Here is a 15,113-nt window from a genome sequence, read left to right as displayed (position 1 = left end):
GTGCTAAGGTTAATTGCTTATATTTTTTCATCCAAGACAAATTTAGGTCTTTAACCAAAACACTTGGAGGTAAAACTTCAAGTGTTTAAATTTATCTGTTGCACTTATTACTTGAACTTAGAAAATGTAAAAATCTAGGTAAAAGTTGTTTTTCTCAAACTTATTTTACCTTTTGAACTTGCATCATTTTTATCAATAAGATTTTTAAAAATTAATAAAATTCGTTTTTTATTTTTTTTAAAAAGTGTTACTCATAAAGGTGAAGTGTCTCCTAAATTTTTAGGAGTTAAAAAATGAATAATTTAACCCTGCACCCACTCATTCGTTTAATTGATTTACCAAATCATTTCTTTATCTGTTAAAATATCTGGTCTAAATTCACTCATTTTTTCTTCTTTTTTAGATTTTGCATATTTATAACCAGATTTCCACCATTTACGCATTAAATTCTTATCAAAAACCAAAGAATTTGTAGTTAAAACAGTGGGTGTATAATATAAATTCAATTTAATATCTTTATTAGCTGCTGCCAATTTACCAATGGTAATATTGTGTCTTTCTACATGGGTCAACATAAAGTCAAACACATCAAAGAGTAAAGAAAAAGGGTTTTTTGCTGGCAACTTATTTAGCTGAGTAACCTCGGTTTCTAAAATAATAGCATCAATTTCTGTTGCACCTCTTAAAATAGCTTCTCTAATAGGTATTAACGAGCCAAAACCACCATCTGCATACTGACAATAATTTTTTTCTAACAAACTCATAAAAGGCACATAGTTACAAGAACCCCAAATCCAATCGCAAAAATCTTCATAACTACAATCATTTATAGATTTATATTCTATTTGATTTGCTGTTAAATTAGACACAGTTACCACAACTTCTTTATTGGCTTCTTTTATACTGTTATACATGTCTTTTGTAACGTTTCTTTTAATTAAAGAACGTAAGTTTTTACTTTCTCCAAAGGTTTTTCTTCCATTTAAAAAATTCCAAAAAGTATTTAAGTGATTGATACTAACAACCTTTTCGCCAGCAACTTTTTTAATTTTAAAAGGATTATTACTAAAAATAGATTCTTGATTTACATTCGTGTAAAGTTCTTTTAATTCATCTAACATCCCCATTGCCAAATGAGAAACCATTAAACTACCAGTAGAGGTTCCTAAAAACAAATCGTACTCTTTCTTTTCTTTTTTCATTAAATATTGTGCAACACCACCTGCAAAAGCTCCTTTGCTTCCACCTCCAGAAATCACCAATGCTTTTTTCATTATCTATTTTGATTTGTGTACTTTAGTCCTATAAAAATATCAAAAATGAGAAGAATAGCCACATTTATTTTTGCATTCCTTTTTTTTATCGCTTGTAAAGAAGAATATATTCCAAGAAATATAGAAAGAGTGAGTATTAAAGAGTTTAAAATGGATCGTACCAGTATTCGTGCAATTCAAGTGGTAGATCATAAAAGTGTATTTTATGCAGGCTCTAATGGCGATGTTGGTTTTACTACGGATAATGGCACTATTTGGAATGCTTTACACATACGTTACCAAGATTCTATTGTGCCACATTTTAGAAGTTTAGCCTTTAATGGGAAAGATTATTTTGCGTTCTCTATTGAAAATCCTGGTTTATTATATAAAATTTCTGATGGAAAAGTCACCTTACAATACAAAGAAGAACACCCAAAAGTATTTTATGATGCGCTTACGTTTTTTGATGATCATTTGCATGGAATCGCAGTTGGAGATCCCACAGAAAATTGTGCGTCTATCCTTTTAACCAGTAATGGTGGTAAAACATGGCAAAAATTGCCTTGTAAAAACTTACCAGAAATAGCAAAAGGCGAAGCTTTTTTTGCCGCTAGTAATACCAATATTAAAACAATTGGCAGCACAGTTTGGGTAGCTTCTGGAGGCAGCAAAGCTAGAATATTAAAGTCTACAGATTTTGGACAAAACTGGACAATTACTCAAACACCAATTATACAAGGCAATGGACCTCAAGGAATATATTCCATAGATTTTGCTAATGAAAATAAAGGTATTATTATAGGTGGTAATTATGCAAAACCTTTAGAAAACTCAGCTAATAAAGCAATTACTTCAGATGGTGGCAAAACGTGGCAACTGGTGGCAGATAAACAACAGCCTAACTATAAAAGTTGCGTGCAATATGTACCAAATACAGATGGTAAAGAAGTTTTTGCAGTGGGTAAAACCGGAGTTTCTTTTTCTAATAATGGTGGCAAAACCTGGAAAGATGTTTCTAAAGATAGCTATTATGCCATACAATTTGTAGATAAAAATACAGCTTGGTTAAGTGGTCATCAAAAAACAGGAAAATTAAAACTAGACTAATGCGCATAAAATCAATAACATATACAATAATAGCTTCTCTTCTATTGTATTCTTGTCAACAAAAAACCGATTTACAAAAAATATGCAATTGTAAAGAGGTATTTTTCAAAAATTTAGAAGAAACAATAAGTACAAATGGCTATTTTTCTGTAAAACTCCCAAAAACTTGGAATGTTAATTTATATACAGACAACTATCAATCTTCTATTTATGCTGCAGACACTATTCAAAAATTAACATCTTCTATATTGCTGGATATCAATTATATAAAAAATAATATCAATATTAATGATATTTTTAAATTGAAAATAGAACAAGACAATTTAGCCAATAAATTAGTACAAGTGAAAGGACAAGAAATTACTTTTTTAAACAAACCAAGCTATTTTACAATCGCTTATGGAAAAAAAGAAAAATTTAAATACCTACAATTACAGGTTTTTTGCAAAATAGATGACAAAAACTCTTTATTAGCAAAAGCGTTAATTTATGGAGATTCTTTAGTAGATAAAAGAATTTGCAAAGCTATAAGTTTGTTAGAAAAAATAAAATTACAATAAATGATTGCTAAAAAACACATCACAAATAGATTTATAAAATACGTAACTATAGATACAGAATCGAATCCAAACAACCCAAATTTTCCTAGTTCAGAAAATCAATGGGATTTAGCTAAAATTTTAGTAGAAGATTTGAAATCTATTGGTTTGCAAGAGGTTACTTTAGATGAAAATTGTTATATCATGGCCACATTGCCTAGTAATATCGATTATAAAGTACCTACTATTGGTTTTATAGCACATATGGATACAAGTCCAGATTTTACAGGTAAAAATGTAAAACCACAAATTGTAGAAGATTATAATGCTAATGATATCCTACTAAATGAAGAAAAAAACATTGTCTTATCTCCAGATTATTTTGAAGATTTATTACAATATAAAGGGCAAACTCTTATCACCACAGATGGTACTACACTTTTAGGAGCTGATGACAAAGCAGGTGTTACAGAAATTGTAACTGCTATGGAATACTTAATGCAACATCCCGAAATTAAACATGGTAAAATTCGAATTTGTTTTACACCAGATGAAGAAGTTGGCAAAGGCGCTCATAAATTTGATGTAAATAAATTTGATGCAGCTTGGGCATACACAATGGATGGTAGTCAAATAGGAGAATTAGAGTATGAAAATTTTAATGCTGCAAGTGCTAAAATTACTGTAACTGGTAAAATTGTACATCCAGGATATGCAAAGGGTAAAATGATCAATTCTATTAACATTGCCAATGATTTTATAGCAGCTTTACCAACAGAAGAGGTTCCTGAAAAAACAACAGGATATGAGGGCTTTTTTCATTTACATGATGTGATTGGTAGCGTAGAAAAAACGGTTTTAGAATATATTGTTAGAGATCATGACTTTGAATTATTTACCCAAAGAAAAAAAATGTTTCAAAGAATAGCTAAAGATATAAATGAAAAAATTGGGCAAGAATTAATACAAGTAGATCTAAAAGATCAATACTTTAATATGAAAGAAAAAATTATACCAGTAATACATATTGTAGATATTGTAGAAGAAGTAATGAAAGACATTGGCATTACACCAATAATAAAACCCATACGAGGTGGTACAGATGGTTCACAGCTTTCTTACAAAGGTTTACCGTGTCCAAATATTTTTGCTGGCGGGCATAATTTTCATGGACGTTACGAGTATATTCCTGTAGAATCTATGATAAAAGCAACAGAAGTTATTGTGGGTATTGCTTCAAAAATTGCAGAACAATACCAATAAAAAATGGCTCAAATAAGCTAGATAATTAATGCCATAGCGTATGCTATTAATTATTTAAATTTATCTATTTGTAGAATATTTAAAATTATGATAATTCAGGATTTTTCCCCTTTATATTTTTATAAAATTTTTTAAAATATTTAAAATCTTCTTCTAAATTGTTTGTTATATAATAAGGTACTGATATTTTAACCTGTTTTTTTTCAAAATCTAAAGTAGCCATAACAATAGGTACATTTGCCCCTTTTGCAATAAAATAGAAACCTGTTTTCCATTTTTCTACTTTTTTTCTAGTACCTTCTGGAGACAAACCCAGCTTAAAACTTTCTTTTTTATTAAAAATTTGAATAACCGCATCTACCAAATTATTGCTTCTACTTCTATCTACAGGAGTGCCTCCCAAAGCTCTAAAAAAATATCCAAAAGGCCATTTAAATAGTGAATCTTTACCAATAAAGTGAATCATAGTTCCTAAACTTATACGTGTTAAAATAGCAATAGGAAAATCTACCCAACTTGTATGTGGCGCAGCAATAACAACATATTTTTTAGGTTTTTCAGGAAAACTTCCTGCAACTTTCCAACCTAAAAGAGTGTGTAGTATAAATTTCGCAAGTCTCTTCATTTATCAATTTACATATTTGTTTACAAAATCTCAGTTATAGAGTTTTTTGTTATCTTTTAAAGTGATAAATTTAAGGACTTAAATTCACATGATGACACAAATAATTATTAACCTTTTAATAGCTCTAATATTTACTGTAATTGGCTTATTTATAGGTAAGTTAATTTCTAAATTAGAAATAGAAAAAGAAAAAAGTAGTTCCGAAAAAGAAAAAAATACGCTAGAAATCCAAAACAATACACTAAATCAAAGCGTAAAAAATTTAGAAACCAAGTTAGAAGAACTCCAAAGTGAACTAAAATTTATTCAAAAAGAAAAAGAAAGTTTAATTTCTGATAAAACTCGTTTGGAAACAGAGTTTAAAAATACCTCAGAAAAATTACATGACAACAAAGGCGAATTAGAAAAATTAAATGAAAAATTTACCAAAGAATTTGAAAATTTAGCCAATAAAATTTTAGACGAAAAATCATCAAAATTTACAGAACAAAACAAAGAAAATATTAAAAATATCTTAAACCCTTTGCAAGAAAAAATTAAAGGTTTTGAAGATAAAGTAGAAAAAACGCACAAAGAAAGTATCGATTATCATGCTGCTTTACGTCAACAAATATTGGGTTTAAAAGAACTGAATCAACAAATGAGTAAAGAAACCTTAAACCTAACTAAAGCTTTAAAAGGTGATAATAAAATGCAAGGTAATTGGGGCGAATTGGTTTTAGAACGCGTATTAGAAAAATCTGGTTTAGAGAAAAATAGAGAGTATTTTGTACAACAAAGCTTTACCAATGATGATGGAAAAAGGGTGTTACCAGATGTGGTGATTCATTTACCAGATAACAAAAAAATGATTGTAGATTCTAAAGTTGCTTTAGTTGCCTATGAACAATATATAAATGCAGAAGATGATGATTTAAAAGAGCGTTTTTTAAAGGAACACATCAATTCTTTAAAAAGACATGTAGAACAATTGAGCGACAAAAAATATGAAGACTTATATAAAATAGAATCGCCAGATTTTGTATTGTTATTTATCCCAATAGAACCTGCTTTTGCTGTGGCATTGAATGCAGATACGAATCTATATAATAAAGCTTTCGAAAAAAATATTGTAATTGTTACACCTTCTACTCTATTAGCTACATTACGTACTATAGATACTATGTGGAATAACGAAAAACAACAAAGAAACGCGTTAGAAATTGCAAGACAAGCTGGTGCTTTGTACGATAAATTTCAAGGTTTATTAACCGATTTAATTACAATAGGAAAACGTATAGATGATAGTAAAAAAGAGTATTCTAGTGCTATGAATAAGTTAGTAGATGGTAGAGGAAATATTATTACAAGTATCGAAAAGCTGAAAAAAATGGGCGCTAAAGCTAAAAAAGCACTTCCTGAAAAAATTATAGAAAGAGCTAAAAACAACGATTAATTTTCTTTCAAAAAAAAACACCAAGACTTATATCTTGGTGTTTTTTAAATTATATTTATGGTTGTTTACATAACAAACAGTCTTCTAGAGCTCATCATTTCAGAAACTCTTTCTCCAATTTCATGTAAAGCTTCTTCATTATCTGCATTTTGAATTGCTTCATCAATAAAGTTTACTACTTGTTTCATGTCTTCAACTTTTAAACCTCTAGTTGTAATTGCAGGGGTTCCAACACGTATACCAGAAGTAACAAAAGGAGATTTATCATCAAAAGGCACCATATTTTTATTTACAGTAATGTCTGCCTTTCCTAAGGCAATTTCTGCATCTTTACCAGAAATACCTTTGTTACGAAGATCTATTAACATACAGTGATTGTCTGTACCCCCAGAAATAATTTTATATCCTTTAGCAACAAATTCTTTGGCCATTGCTGCTGCGTTTTCTTTTACTTGTATTTGATATTCTAAAAACTCATCTGTTAATGCCTCTCCAAAAGCAATTGCTTTAGCACCAATAACATGCTCTAAAGGCCCACCTTGATTACCTGGAAAAACAGCAGAGTTTAATAACATTGACATCATTTTTGGTTTACCGCTTTTTAAAGTTTCTCCAAACGGATTTTCAAAATCTTGTCCCATCATTATAATACCACCTCTTGGACCACGTAAAGTTTTGTGTGTAGTAGAAGTTACAATATGGCAATGTGGTAAAGGATCATTTAAAATACCTTTTGCAATTAAACCTGCAGGATGAGAAATATCTGCCATTAAAATAGCATTTACACTATCTGCAATTTTTCTAAAACGCTCAAAATCAATATCTCTAGAATATGCAGATGCACCTGCAATAATTAATTTTGGTTTTTCTTTAGTTGCAATTTCTTGAATTTTATCATAATTTAAAACACCTGTTTCCTCTTCTACTCCGTAAAAAACAGGGTTGTATAATTTACCAGAAAAATTTACTGGAGAACCGTGTGTTAAATGCCCACCATGAGATAAATCAAAACCTAAAATAGTGTCTCCTGGTTTTATACAGGTTGCAAAAACAGCTGTATTTGCTTGAGAACCAGAGTGTGGCTGTACATTTACATAAGCAGCTCCAAACAATTCTTTAGCTCTATCTATAGCAATTTGCTCAATAATATCTACAATTTCACAACCACCATAATATCTTTTACCTGGGTAGCCTTCTGCATATTTATTGGTTAAAATAGAACCTTGGGCCTGCATTACTTGGTCGCTTACAAAATTTTCAGAAGCTATTAATTCCAAACCATTTAACTGTCTTTCTTTTTCTTCTTGTATAAGATCAAAAATTTGATTGTCTAATTGCATTGTTTTAGATTTTATTAACACAACAAAAATAGTGAAAAACAGAATTTAAATAAATAAGAATTTATGAGTAATTTGTAGAACTTATTAAGATTTGTTATTAACTTAAAAAAAGGATGTTAAAAATATGTTATTGATTATTTTTCTTTAATAAATGATAAAAAATTACATAAATTTGAGAATAAAATAAAAATACACAAATGATAATAACAGCAAATAACCCTAATAGAAAATCTTGGTTAAAAGTAGATAAAGATTCTGATTTCCCAATTCAGAATATTCCTTTTGGAGTTTTTATTACCAGAGATGATATTATTACCATTGGAAGTAGAATTGGCGATTTTGCTATAGATTTAGGTGCTTTTCATCAATTAGGTTATTTTGAAGGAATCCCTTTAACAGACGATATGTTTTTGCAAGACAATTTAAATGATTTTATTGCAGATGGTAGGAAAACGTGGCGTTTGGTAAGAAACAGAATTGCAGAAGTTTTTGATGTAACCAATGGTTCTCTTAGAGATAATGCAGCACATAAAGATAAAATTATCTTTAGAATGGATGAAGTAGAAATGCTTTTACCTGTTGCTGTGGGAGATTATACAGATTTTTATGCCAGTAAAGAACATGCAACAAATGTGGGGTCTTTGTTTAGAGATCCAGAAAATGCTTTGTTACCTAATTGGTTGCATATCCCCATTGGTTATCATGGTAGAAGTTCTTCTATAATACCTTCTGGTACGCCTATTAGAAGACCTTATGGACAAACAAAACCTGCTGAAGGAAGTAATACACCTGGTTTTGGACCTACAAAATTATTAGATTTTGAGCTAGAAATGGCTTTTATAACAACAGATGCCAATGTCTTAGGCGAAAGAATACCTATTGAAGAAGCTGAAGAGTATATTTTTGGATTGGTACAGTTTAATGATTGGTCTGCAAGAGATATACAAGCTTGGGAATATGTTCCTTTAGGACCTTTTTTAGGTAAAAGTTTTGCCTCTACAATATCACCTTGGATTGTAACTTTAGATGCTTTAGAACCATTTAGAACCGATAATCCTAAACAAGTACACGAACCTTTGTCTTATTTAAAACAACAAGGAAAAGGAAGTTATGATATTCACTTACAAGTGGGAATTCAGCCAGAAAATGGAGATGAAACTATAGTTGCCAACTCTAATTTTAAATATATGTATTGGACTATGGCGCAACAACTAGCACATCATACCGTAAATGGATGCCCTGTTGAAGCTGGTGATATGATGGGGTCTGGTACCATTTCTGGACCTACAAAAGATAGTTTTGGTTCTATGTTAGAGTTGACTTGGCGTGGTAAAAACCCTATCAAACTAAAAGATGGTACAACCCGTAAATTTATTAACGATAACGATACCGTAATTATGCGGGCACATTGTAAAAATGATAAAGTACGTATTGGTTTTGGTGAATGTGTTGGTAAAATTTTACCTGCAAAATAAATAGTTATTTTCTACATAAAAAAAACTCACTTTGTGAGTTTTTTTTATGAATTATATTCATAAAAATCTTAATGATGATTGAATATTTGAGGGATTTAAATATTCCTATTTTCTTAAACCAAATAATCCATTTGTTTGTTTATTTTATTTTTTTTGTTGGAAATTTTCTAACTTCTAAAACCCAACTTTTAATTTATTTACTTCACTTTATCATAATTATCATCCCAATTTTTCTCAATTGGATGTTCGTGTAATTTGTCTAAAGATTTTGCAATAATCATAGATACTGTTGCATCTCCGGTAACATTTACTGTAGTTCTACACATATCTAAAGGTCTATCTACAGCAAAAATTAAAGCCAAACCTATAGGTAATAATTCTGCTGGAAAATTGATAGATTCTAAAACAATAACCAACATTACCATACCTGCACTTGGTACAGCTGCAGAACCAATAGAAGCTAATAAGGCAGTAAAAATAATTACTAATTGATTGGAAAATGTAGCTCCTTCTGGCCATACTACTTGCATAATAAATACAGCTGCAATACCTTGGTACAAGCTAGTGCCATCCATATTAATTGTTGCACCAACTGGTAAAACAAAACCAGAAACTTCTTTATCTACGCCTAAATGTTCTTCAACCCTTTCCATAGTAACTGGTAAAGTAGCAGCACTAGAACTTGTAGAAAATGCTAATAATTGTGCTGGACTAATTTGTTTTAAAAACCACATTGGTGATTTTTTTGTGTACACAGCAACTAAAAATAGGTAAAAAACAATCATTAATACCAAACCACCAACAACACACAAAGCATAAACTAGTAGTTTTAATAAAATTTCAGTATCATCAAAAGCAATAATAACATTTGCTAATAATGCAAATACAGCGTAAGGCGCAAAAAGCATGATTAGATCTACCATTTTCATCACCATTTCATTTAAAGAATCAAAAAAATCCATTAAAGGTTTTGCTTTTTTTTCTGATATTAACAGTAAAGAAATACCTACAAACATGGCAAAAAAGATAACCTGTAACATGCTAGCATCTACAAAAGATTGAAAAATATTACTTGGAAAAATATCTACCAATGCCTGTAATGGACCTGCGTCATTTTGTGCCGTTGCTTTGGTTAGTTTGTCGGTTACATCAGTAGAGTTTTCGTACTTCGCTTTAATTTTTTCTATGGTATCTGCAGACATTCCTGTGCCTGGTTTTACCAAATTTACAATACCTAAACCTATAATTATAGCCACCAAAGTTGTACCTATATAGATAGAAATTGTTCTTAACCCCATTTTTTTAATTTTAGAAATATCTTTTAAATCTGATATTCCTTTAATTAACGATGCCAAAATTAACGGTACAGCTATCAATTTTAATAAGTTGATAAATATGGTTCCAAATGGACTAATCCAGTCTGTTACAAAGTCTTTACCTCCTTCTATTGTGTTCATTATAAAACCAAAAATGATACCTAATACCATTCCTATTAAAATTTTCCAATGTAGTGCTAGTTTTTTCATGAAGTGTTAAAATTTATTAAGAAGTTGAAAGATAAAAAAAATCTCAAAAAAGGGTGTCACTTTATTCTGAAATTGTGAAATATTTTCAGAAAAACATTTGTTAAAAAAAAGTTGTCTACACTACTAAAAAATTAGATGTATTTAAAAAAAATCGCCCAATGATTAAAAAAACCATTTAAAGACGAGGAAAACTAGTTGTATAGTGCAGATTTTGAACAAGACAGAAAATTTAGAACAACTTTTAATAAAATAATAAATAAGTTTTACCCCTAAAAAACAGTTTTCATATTGGGGTTACTTTAAAAATTTATTTCTGTCTTTTCTTCAATTCAGCTTCAATATCTTTTAAAGTGAAACCTTTAGCTTGTAATAACATTAAATAATGAAAGAGTAAATCTGCAGATTCATATAAAAACAATTCATCATTATTATCCATAGCTTCAATAACGGTTTCTACGGCTTCCTCTCCTACTTTTTGTGCTACTTTATTAATTCCTTTATCGAATAAACTGGCTACGTAAGATTTTTTCGTGTCTTTGTTTGCTACTCTTTTGGAAATCACATTTTCTAAGGTTGAAAAGAAACCAAAATTCGAATTATTTTCTTCGTTCCAACAAGTATCTGATCCTTTATGGCAAGTTGGTCCTTTTGGATTTACCTGAATTAACAAAGTATCATTATCACAATCTAGTTTCATATCTACTAAATTCAATACATTTCCACTTTCTTCACCTTTTGTCCATAACCTGTTTTTAGTTCTACTAAAAAAAGTTAACAAATTTGTTTCTTTGGTTTTGTTAAAAGCATCTTCATTCATATATCCTAACATTAACACGTTTTTTGTTGTTGCATCTTGAATGATTGCTGGCACTAAACCATCGTTATTTTTATTAAAATTGATGTTCATTTTATTTGGTTTTTGGTTGTTGGTTTTCAGTTTTTACACAAACCTTCAACCATAACTATAAACTATTATTATATTCTTACAGGTACTCCCTGTTTTTGTAATTCTTGTTTTAACTCTAAAATAGGAATTTCACCAAAGTGAAAAACACTTGCAGCTAATGCTGCGTCTGATTTTCCTTTTATAAATGTATCTGCAAAATGTTGTACAGTACCTGCACCACCAGAAGCAATAATGGGAATATTTACCAATTCTGATAAGTAGGCTAAAGCTTCATTTGCAAAACCTGCTTTGGTTCCATCATGATTCATAGAGGTAAACAATATTTCTCCTGCTCCACGTTGTTCTACTTCTTTTGCCCAATCAAAAAGCTTTATTTCTGTAGGAATTGTTCCTCCTGCTAAATGCACAAACCATTCTCCATCAATTTGTTTTGCATCAATGGCAACTACTACACACTGACTTCCAAATTTGTCTGCCAATTCACTTACCAATTCAGGTCTTTTTACGGCAGATGAATTTATAGATACTTTATCAGCACCACATTTTAACAATGCATCAACGTGTTCTACTGAAGAAATTCCACCACCAACTGTAAACGGAATGTTTACTTGTTCCGCCACTTTTAATACCATATCTAAAGTGGTTCCTCTATTTTCTAAAGTAGCTGCTATGTCTAAAAAAACAAGCTCATCTGCTCCTAAATCTGCATATTGTTTTGCCAAAACCACTGGATCTCCTGCATCAATTAAATTTACAAAATTGACACCTTTTACAGTTCTTCCGTTTTTAATATCTAAACAAGGTACTATTCTCTTTGTTAACATAAGCCCATCCTAACCTTCCCAAAGGGAAGTGATTTTTGTTACTGTCATTCCTGCGTAGGCAGGAATCTAGATTATTTATTTAATATAAAATTTTCTAATTGTTTTAAACTGATTTTATTCTCATAAATTGCTTTTCCAATAATTACTCCTTCACAACCTAATGCTGCTAATTTTGGCAATTCATTAAAAGTAGATATTCCTCCTGAAGCGATAAGTTTTAAAGACGTTTTGGCAGGCTCAACTTCACATTCGTTAAGTATTTTTGAGTACGTTTCAAAACTAGGACCTTGTAACATTCCGTCTTTAGAAATGTCTGTACAAATTACATATTGAATTCCTTTTTGTTGATAATCAGTAATAAACGGAATCAATTCTAAACTACTTTCTTCTTGCCAGCCATTGGTAGCGATCTTTCCTCCTGAATTATCGGGATAAAAATCGGCACCCAAAATAATTTTTTCTGCTCCAAATTTGGTAATCCAACTTTTAAAAACCGCTGCATTTTTTACAGCAATACTACCTCCAGTAATTTGATTGGCACCAGAATTAAAAGCAATTTCTAAATCTTTATCAGCCTTTAAACCGCCACCAAAATCAATTTTTAAATTGGTTTTCGTTGCAATTTGTTCTAATACTTTATAATTAATTATTTGACTTGCTTTGGCACCATCTAAATCTACAACATGCAAATATTGAATACCTGCTGCTTCAAATTCTTTGGCAACTTCTAACGGATTTTCGTTATATATTTTCTTGGTATTGTAATCTCCTTTGGTTAAACGAACACATTTACCTTCTATGATGTCTATTGCTGGAATTATACGCACTTTTTATCAATTTAACAGACCTTTCAGGTTTTAAAAACCTGAAAGGTCTTAATTTTATAATTTTAGAAAATTCTTTAGTATCTGCTCTCCTGCAAGAGAAGATTTTTCTGGATGAAACTGCACTCCATAAAAGTTATCGTTTTGTAATGCAGATGCATACTCAATTTCGTAATCTGTTTTGGCAATCATTTCATCGCATTTTTCTGCATAAAAACTGTGCACTAAATACATAAACTCTCTTTCTTTAACGCCTTTAAATAAATCAGATTTTAAATCATTAATTACATTCCAACCCATTTGCGGCACTTTTACATCATTAGAAAAGCGCTTTACAGCAACATCAAATATACCTAAACCTTGGGTGTTACCTTCTTCTGAATGATTGCACATTAACTGCATTCCTAAACAAATGCCTAAAACGGGTTGTTTTAAAGTCGGTATCAGTTTATCTAAGCCACTTTCTTGTAACATTTTCATGGCGGAGCTTGCTTCTCCAACTCCTGGAAATATTACTTTATCAGCAGCTTTAATTTCATCAATAGTATTTGTTAAAACAGCATTAATACCTAAACGTTTAAAAGCAAATTGAATACTTTTAATGTTTCCTGCACCGTAATCTATAATTACCAAAGCCCCATCTGACTTCCCCAAAGGGGAAGAACTCTCACTCTTGTAATTTATATTTTTTATTTCTTTATTCATTTGTTTAAAATAACTTTCAGTTATTCAATATTGTTTATACTCGCAACGATTCCATAATTCATTCCTTCCCTTTGGGAAGGTTAGGATGGGCTAAAGAAGTCCTTTTGTAGAAGGTAAAAACATCTTATTCGCATCTCTTTTTACTGCCATTTTCATTGCTTTTGCAAAAGCTTTAAAAATGCCTTCTATTTTGTGATGTTCGTTTACGCCTTCTGCTTTTATATTCAAATTACATTTTGCACCATCTGTAAACGATTTAAACAAATGAAAAAACATTTCTGTTGGCATATCTCCAATTTTTTCTCTCTTAAATTCTGCATCCCATTCTAGCCAGTTTCTACCTCCAAAATCTACAGCAACTTGTGCTAAACAATCGTCCATAGGCAAGCAAAAGCCATACCTTTCTATACCTAATTTATTACCTAAGGCTTTGTTGAACAGTTCTCCAAAAGCAATCATGGTGTCTTCTATAGTGTGATGCTCATCAACCTCTAAATCTCCATCTACTTTTATGGTCAAATCCATATTTCCATGACGCCCTATTTGGTCTAACATGTGGTCGAAAAAAGATAATCCTGTATTGATATTATTTTTACCAGAACCGTCTAAGTTTAGTTTGATGTAAATCTTAGTTTCATTAGTGTTTCTGGTGATTTCTGCAACTCTGTCTTCTAATTTTAAAAACTGATAAATGTTTGCCCAATCTGTACTTTTTAAGGCAATACAATCTAAAATTTCTTGTTTTGAAGTTTCAATTTCGTTTGCACCTAACTCTGGGTTTTCAGACAAATAAATTCCTTTGGCACCTAAATTTTTAGCCAATTCCATGTCCGTGATTCTATCACCCAGAACAAAAGAATTTTCTAAATCATATTCCTCAGAAAAATAGTTGGTTAACAAACCTGTTCTTGGTTTTCTGGTTTCAGCATTTTCATGTGGAAAAGTTTTATCTATATAAACTGCCGAAAAAACAACACCTTCTTTTTCAAAAGCAGTAATAATTTTATTTTGAGCTGGCCAAAAGGTGTCTTCTGGAAAAGAATCGGTTCCTAAACCATCTTGATTGGTAACCATTACCAATTCGTAGTCCAATTCTGAGGCTATTTTAGCCATGTATTGAAAAACTTTTGGATAATATTCTAACTTTTCTAAACTATCTAACTGATAATCTACAGGTGGTTCTAGCACTAAAGTTCCATCTCTATCTATGAATAATACTTTCTTACTCATTATCTATTATTTTATAGACCTCACAGGTTTTAAAAACCTGTGAGGTCTTTATTTACA

At 30.5% G+C, this 15,113-nt stretch carries 14 protein-coding genes; 5 read left to right on the top strand and 9 right to left on the bottom strand.

Annotated features, from left to right (window positions below; translation table 11 throughout):
* Positions 1-335 precede the first annotated feature (335 nt).
* Positions 336-1,274: a patatin-like phospholipase family protein gene (locus AC2D6T_RS06650; protein ID WP_438988401.1), complete on the bottom strand. Its 939-nt coding sequence runs from the start codon at positions 1,272-1,274 to the stop codon at positions 336-338.
* Between the two features lie 45 nt (positions 1,275-1,319).
* Between AC2D6T_RS06650 and AC2D6T_RS06645 the strand changes: the two genes are divergently transcribed.
* The 3 genes from AC2D6T_RS06645 to pepT are packed head-to-tail and all read left to right on the top strand — an operon-like array spanning position 1,320 to position 4,165.
* A complete protein-coding gene (locus AC2D6T_RS06645; protein ID WP_484680910.1) occupies positions 1,320-2,363 on the top strand; it encodes a WD40/YVTN/BNR-like repeat-containing protein in 1,044 nt (347 codons plus the stop codon).
* The gene (locus AC2D6T_RS06640; RefSeq protein ID WP_484680909.1) at positions 2,363-2,923 is read left to right on the top strand and encodes a hypothetical protein; all 561 of its coding nucleotides are present in this window, start codon (positions 2,363-2,365) and stop codon (positions 2,921-2,923) included. The genes AC2D6T_RS06645 and AC2D6T_RS06640 overlap by 1 nt, the downstream gene beginning before the upstream one ends.
* On the top strand, positions 2,924-4,165 hold the full coding sequence (gene pepT, locus AC2D6T_RS06635) for a peptidase T (protein WP_484680908.1): 1,242 nt from the start codon (positions 2,924-2,926) through the stop codon (positions 4,163-4,165). It abuts the gene before it with no gap.
* Positions 4,166-4,250: 85 nt separating this feature from the next.
* On the opposite strand, the gene AC2D6T_RS06630 is transcribed toward pepT, so the two are convergent.
* On the bottom strand, positions 4,251-4,790 hold the full coding sequence (locus AC2D6T_RS06630; RefSeq protein ID WP_438988397.1) for a 1-acyl-sn-glycerol-3-phosphate acyltransferase: 540 nt from the start codon (positions 4,788-4,790) through the stop codon (positions 4,251-4,253).
* 91 nt (positions 4,791-4,881) lie between these two features.
* Here AC2D6T_RS06630 and AC2D6T_RS06625 point away from each other — a divergent pair, with 91 nt between their 5' ends.
* Positions 4,882-6,225 (top strand): DNA recombination protein RmuC, encoded by a 1,344-nt coding sequence (locus AC2D6T_RS06625; RefSeq protein WP_484680907.1) that lies wholly within the window; start codon positions 4,882-4,884, stop codon positions 6,223-6,225.
* Positions 6,226-6,290: 65 nt separating this feature from the next.
* Here the strand turns inward: AC2D6T_RS06625 and glyA are convergent, their stop codons facing one another.
* Complete coding sequence (gene glyA, locus AC2D6T_RS06620; RefSeq protein ID WP_484680906.1) at positions 6,291-7,565, bottom strand: serine hydroxymethyltransferase; 1,275 nt, start codon at positions 7,563-7,565, stop codon at positions 6,291-6,293.
* 197 nt (positions 7,566-7,762) lie between these two features.
* On the opposite strand from glyA, the gene fahA reads away from it, so the two are divergent.
* Positions 7,763-9,040: a fumarylacetoacetase gene (gene fahA / locus AC2D6T_RS06615; RefSeq protein ID WP_484680905.1), complete on the top strand. Its 1,278-nt coding sequence runs from the start codon at positions 7,763-7,765 to the stop codon at positions 9,038-9,040.
* 197 nt (positions 9,041-9,237) lie between these two features.
* On the opposite strand, the gene AC2D6T_RS06610 is transcribed toward fahA, so the two are convergent.
* The 6 genes from AC2D6T_RS06610 to hisB all read right to left on the bottom strand — a co-directional run bounded on the left by AC2D6T_RS06610 (position 9,238) and on the right by hisB (position 15,056).
* Positions 9,238-10,566 (bottom strand): dicarboxylate/amino acid:cation symporter, encoded by a 1,329-nt coding sequence (locus AC2D6T_RS06610; protein WP_484680904.1) that lies wholly within the window; start codon positions 10,564-10,566, stop codon positions 9,238-9,240.
* Positions 10,567-10,873: 307 nt separating this feature from the next.
* Entirely contained in the window at positions 10,874-11,503 is a 630-nt protein-coding gene (hisIE, locus tag AC2D6T_RS06605; RefSeq protein WP_484680916.1) for a bifunctional phosphoribosyl-AMP cyclohydrolase/phosphoribosyl-ATP diphosphatase HisIE, read from the bottom strand.
* A 38-nt stretch (positions 11,504-11,541) separates the two neighbouring features.
* Positions 11,542-12,297 (bottom strand): imidazole glycerol phosphate synthase subunit HisF, encoded by a 756-nt coding sequence (hisF, locus tag AC2D6T_RS06600; RefSeq protein WP_298946734.1) that lies wholly within the window; start codon positions 12,295-12,297, stop codon positions 11,542-11,544.
* 71 nt (positions 12,298-12,368) lie between these two features.
* Positions 12,369-13,124: a 1-(5-phosphoribosyl)-5-[(5-phosphoribosylamino)methylideneamino]imidazole-4-carboxamide isomerase gene (hisA, locus tag AC2D6T_RS06595; protein WP_484680903.1), complete on the bottom strand. Its 756-nt coding sequence runs from the start codon at positions 13,122-13,124 to the stop codon at positions 12,369-12,371.
* Positions 13,125-13,178: 54 nt separating this feature from the next.
* Positions 13,179-13,826, bottom strand: a complete 648-nt coding sequence (hisH, locus tag AC2D6T_RS06590) for an imidazole glycerol phosphate synthase subunit HisH (protein WP_484680902.1) — start codon at positions 13,824-13,826, stop codon at positions 13,179-13,181.
* A 90-nt stretch (positions 13,827-13,916) separates the two neighbouring features.
* Positions 13,917-15,056: a bifunctional histidinol-phosphatase/imidazoleglycerol-phosphate dehydratase HisB gene (gene hisB / locus AC2D6T_RS06585; RefSeq protein WP_484680901.1), complete on the bottom strand. Its 1,140-nt coding sequence runs from the start codon at positions 15,054-15,056 to the stop codon at positions 13,917-13,919.
* Between the last annotated feature and the right edge of the window lie 57 nt (positions 15,057-15,113).

The organism is Polaribacter sp. YIW18 (genome assembly GCF_057219325.1).
Note: the sequence above shows the minus strand (reverse complement) of the source record. Positions and strands in the feature narration are given on the sequence as shown.

Excerpts from the sequence above, each read along its gene's own strand:
- AC2D6T_RS06650 (WP_438988401.1), bottom strand. The coding sequence starts at position 1,274 with ATGAAAAAAGCATTGGTGATTTCTGGAGGTGGAAGCAAAGGAGCTTTT.
- AC2D6T_RS06645 (WP_484680910.1), top strand. The coding sequence starts at position 1,320 with ATGAGAAGAATAGCCACATTTATTTTTGCATTCCTTTTTTTTATCGCT.
- AC2D6T_RS06640 (WP_484680909.1), top strand. The coding sequence starts at position 2,363 with ATGCGCATAAAATCAATAACATATACAATAATAGCTTCTCTTCTATTG.
- pepT (WP_484680908.1), top strand. The coding sequence starts at position 2,924 with ATGATTGCTAAAAAACACATCACAAATAGATTTATAAAATACGTAACT.
- AC2D6T_RS06630 (WP_438988397.1), bottom strand. The coding sequence starts at position 4,790 with ATGAAGAGACTTGCGAAATTTATACTACACACTCTTTTAGGTTGGAAA.
- AC2D6T_RS06625 (WP_484680907.1), top strand. The coding sequence starts at position 4,882 with ATGACACAAATAATTATTAACCTTTTAATAGCTCTAATATTTACTGTA.
- glyA (WP_484680906.1), bottom strand. The coding sequence starts at position 7,565 with ATGCAATTAGACAATCAAATTTTTGATCTTATACAAGAAGAAAAAGAA.
- fahA (WP_484680905.1), top strand. The coding sequence starts at position 7,763 with ATGATAATAACAGCAAATAACCCTAATAGAAAATCTTGGTTAAAAGTA.
- AC2D6T_RS06610 (WP_484680904.1), bottom strand. The coding sequence starts at position 10,566 with ATGAAAAAACTAGCACTACATTGGAAAATTTTAATAGGAATGGTATTA.
- hisF (WP_298946734.1), bottom strand. The coding sequence starts at position 12,297 with ATGTTAACAAAGAGAATAGTACCTTGTTTAGATATTAAAAACGGAAGA.
- hisH (WP_484680902.1), bottom strand. The coding sequence starts at position 13,826 with ATGAATAAAGAAATAAAAAATATAAATTACAAGAGTGAGAGTTCTTCC.
- hisB (WP_484680901.1), bottom strand. The coding sequence starts at position 15,056 with ATGAGTAAGAAAGTATTATTCATAGATAGAGATGGAACTTTAGTGCTA.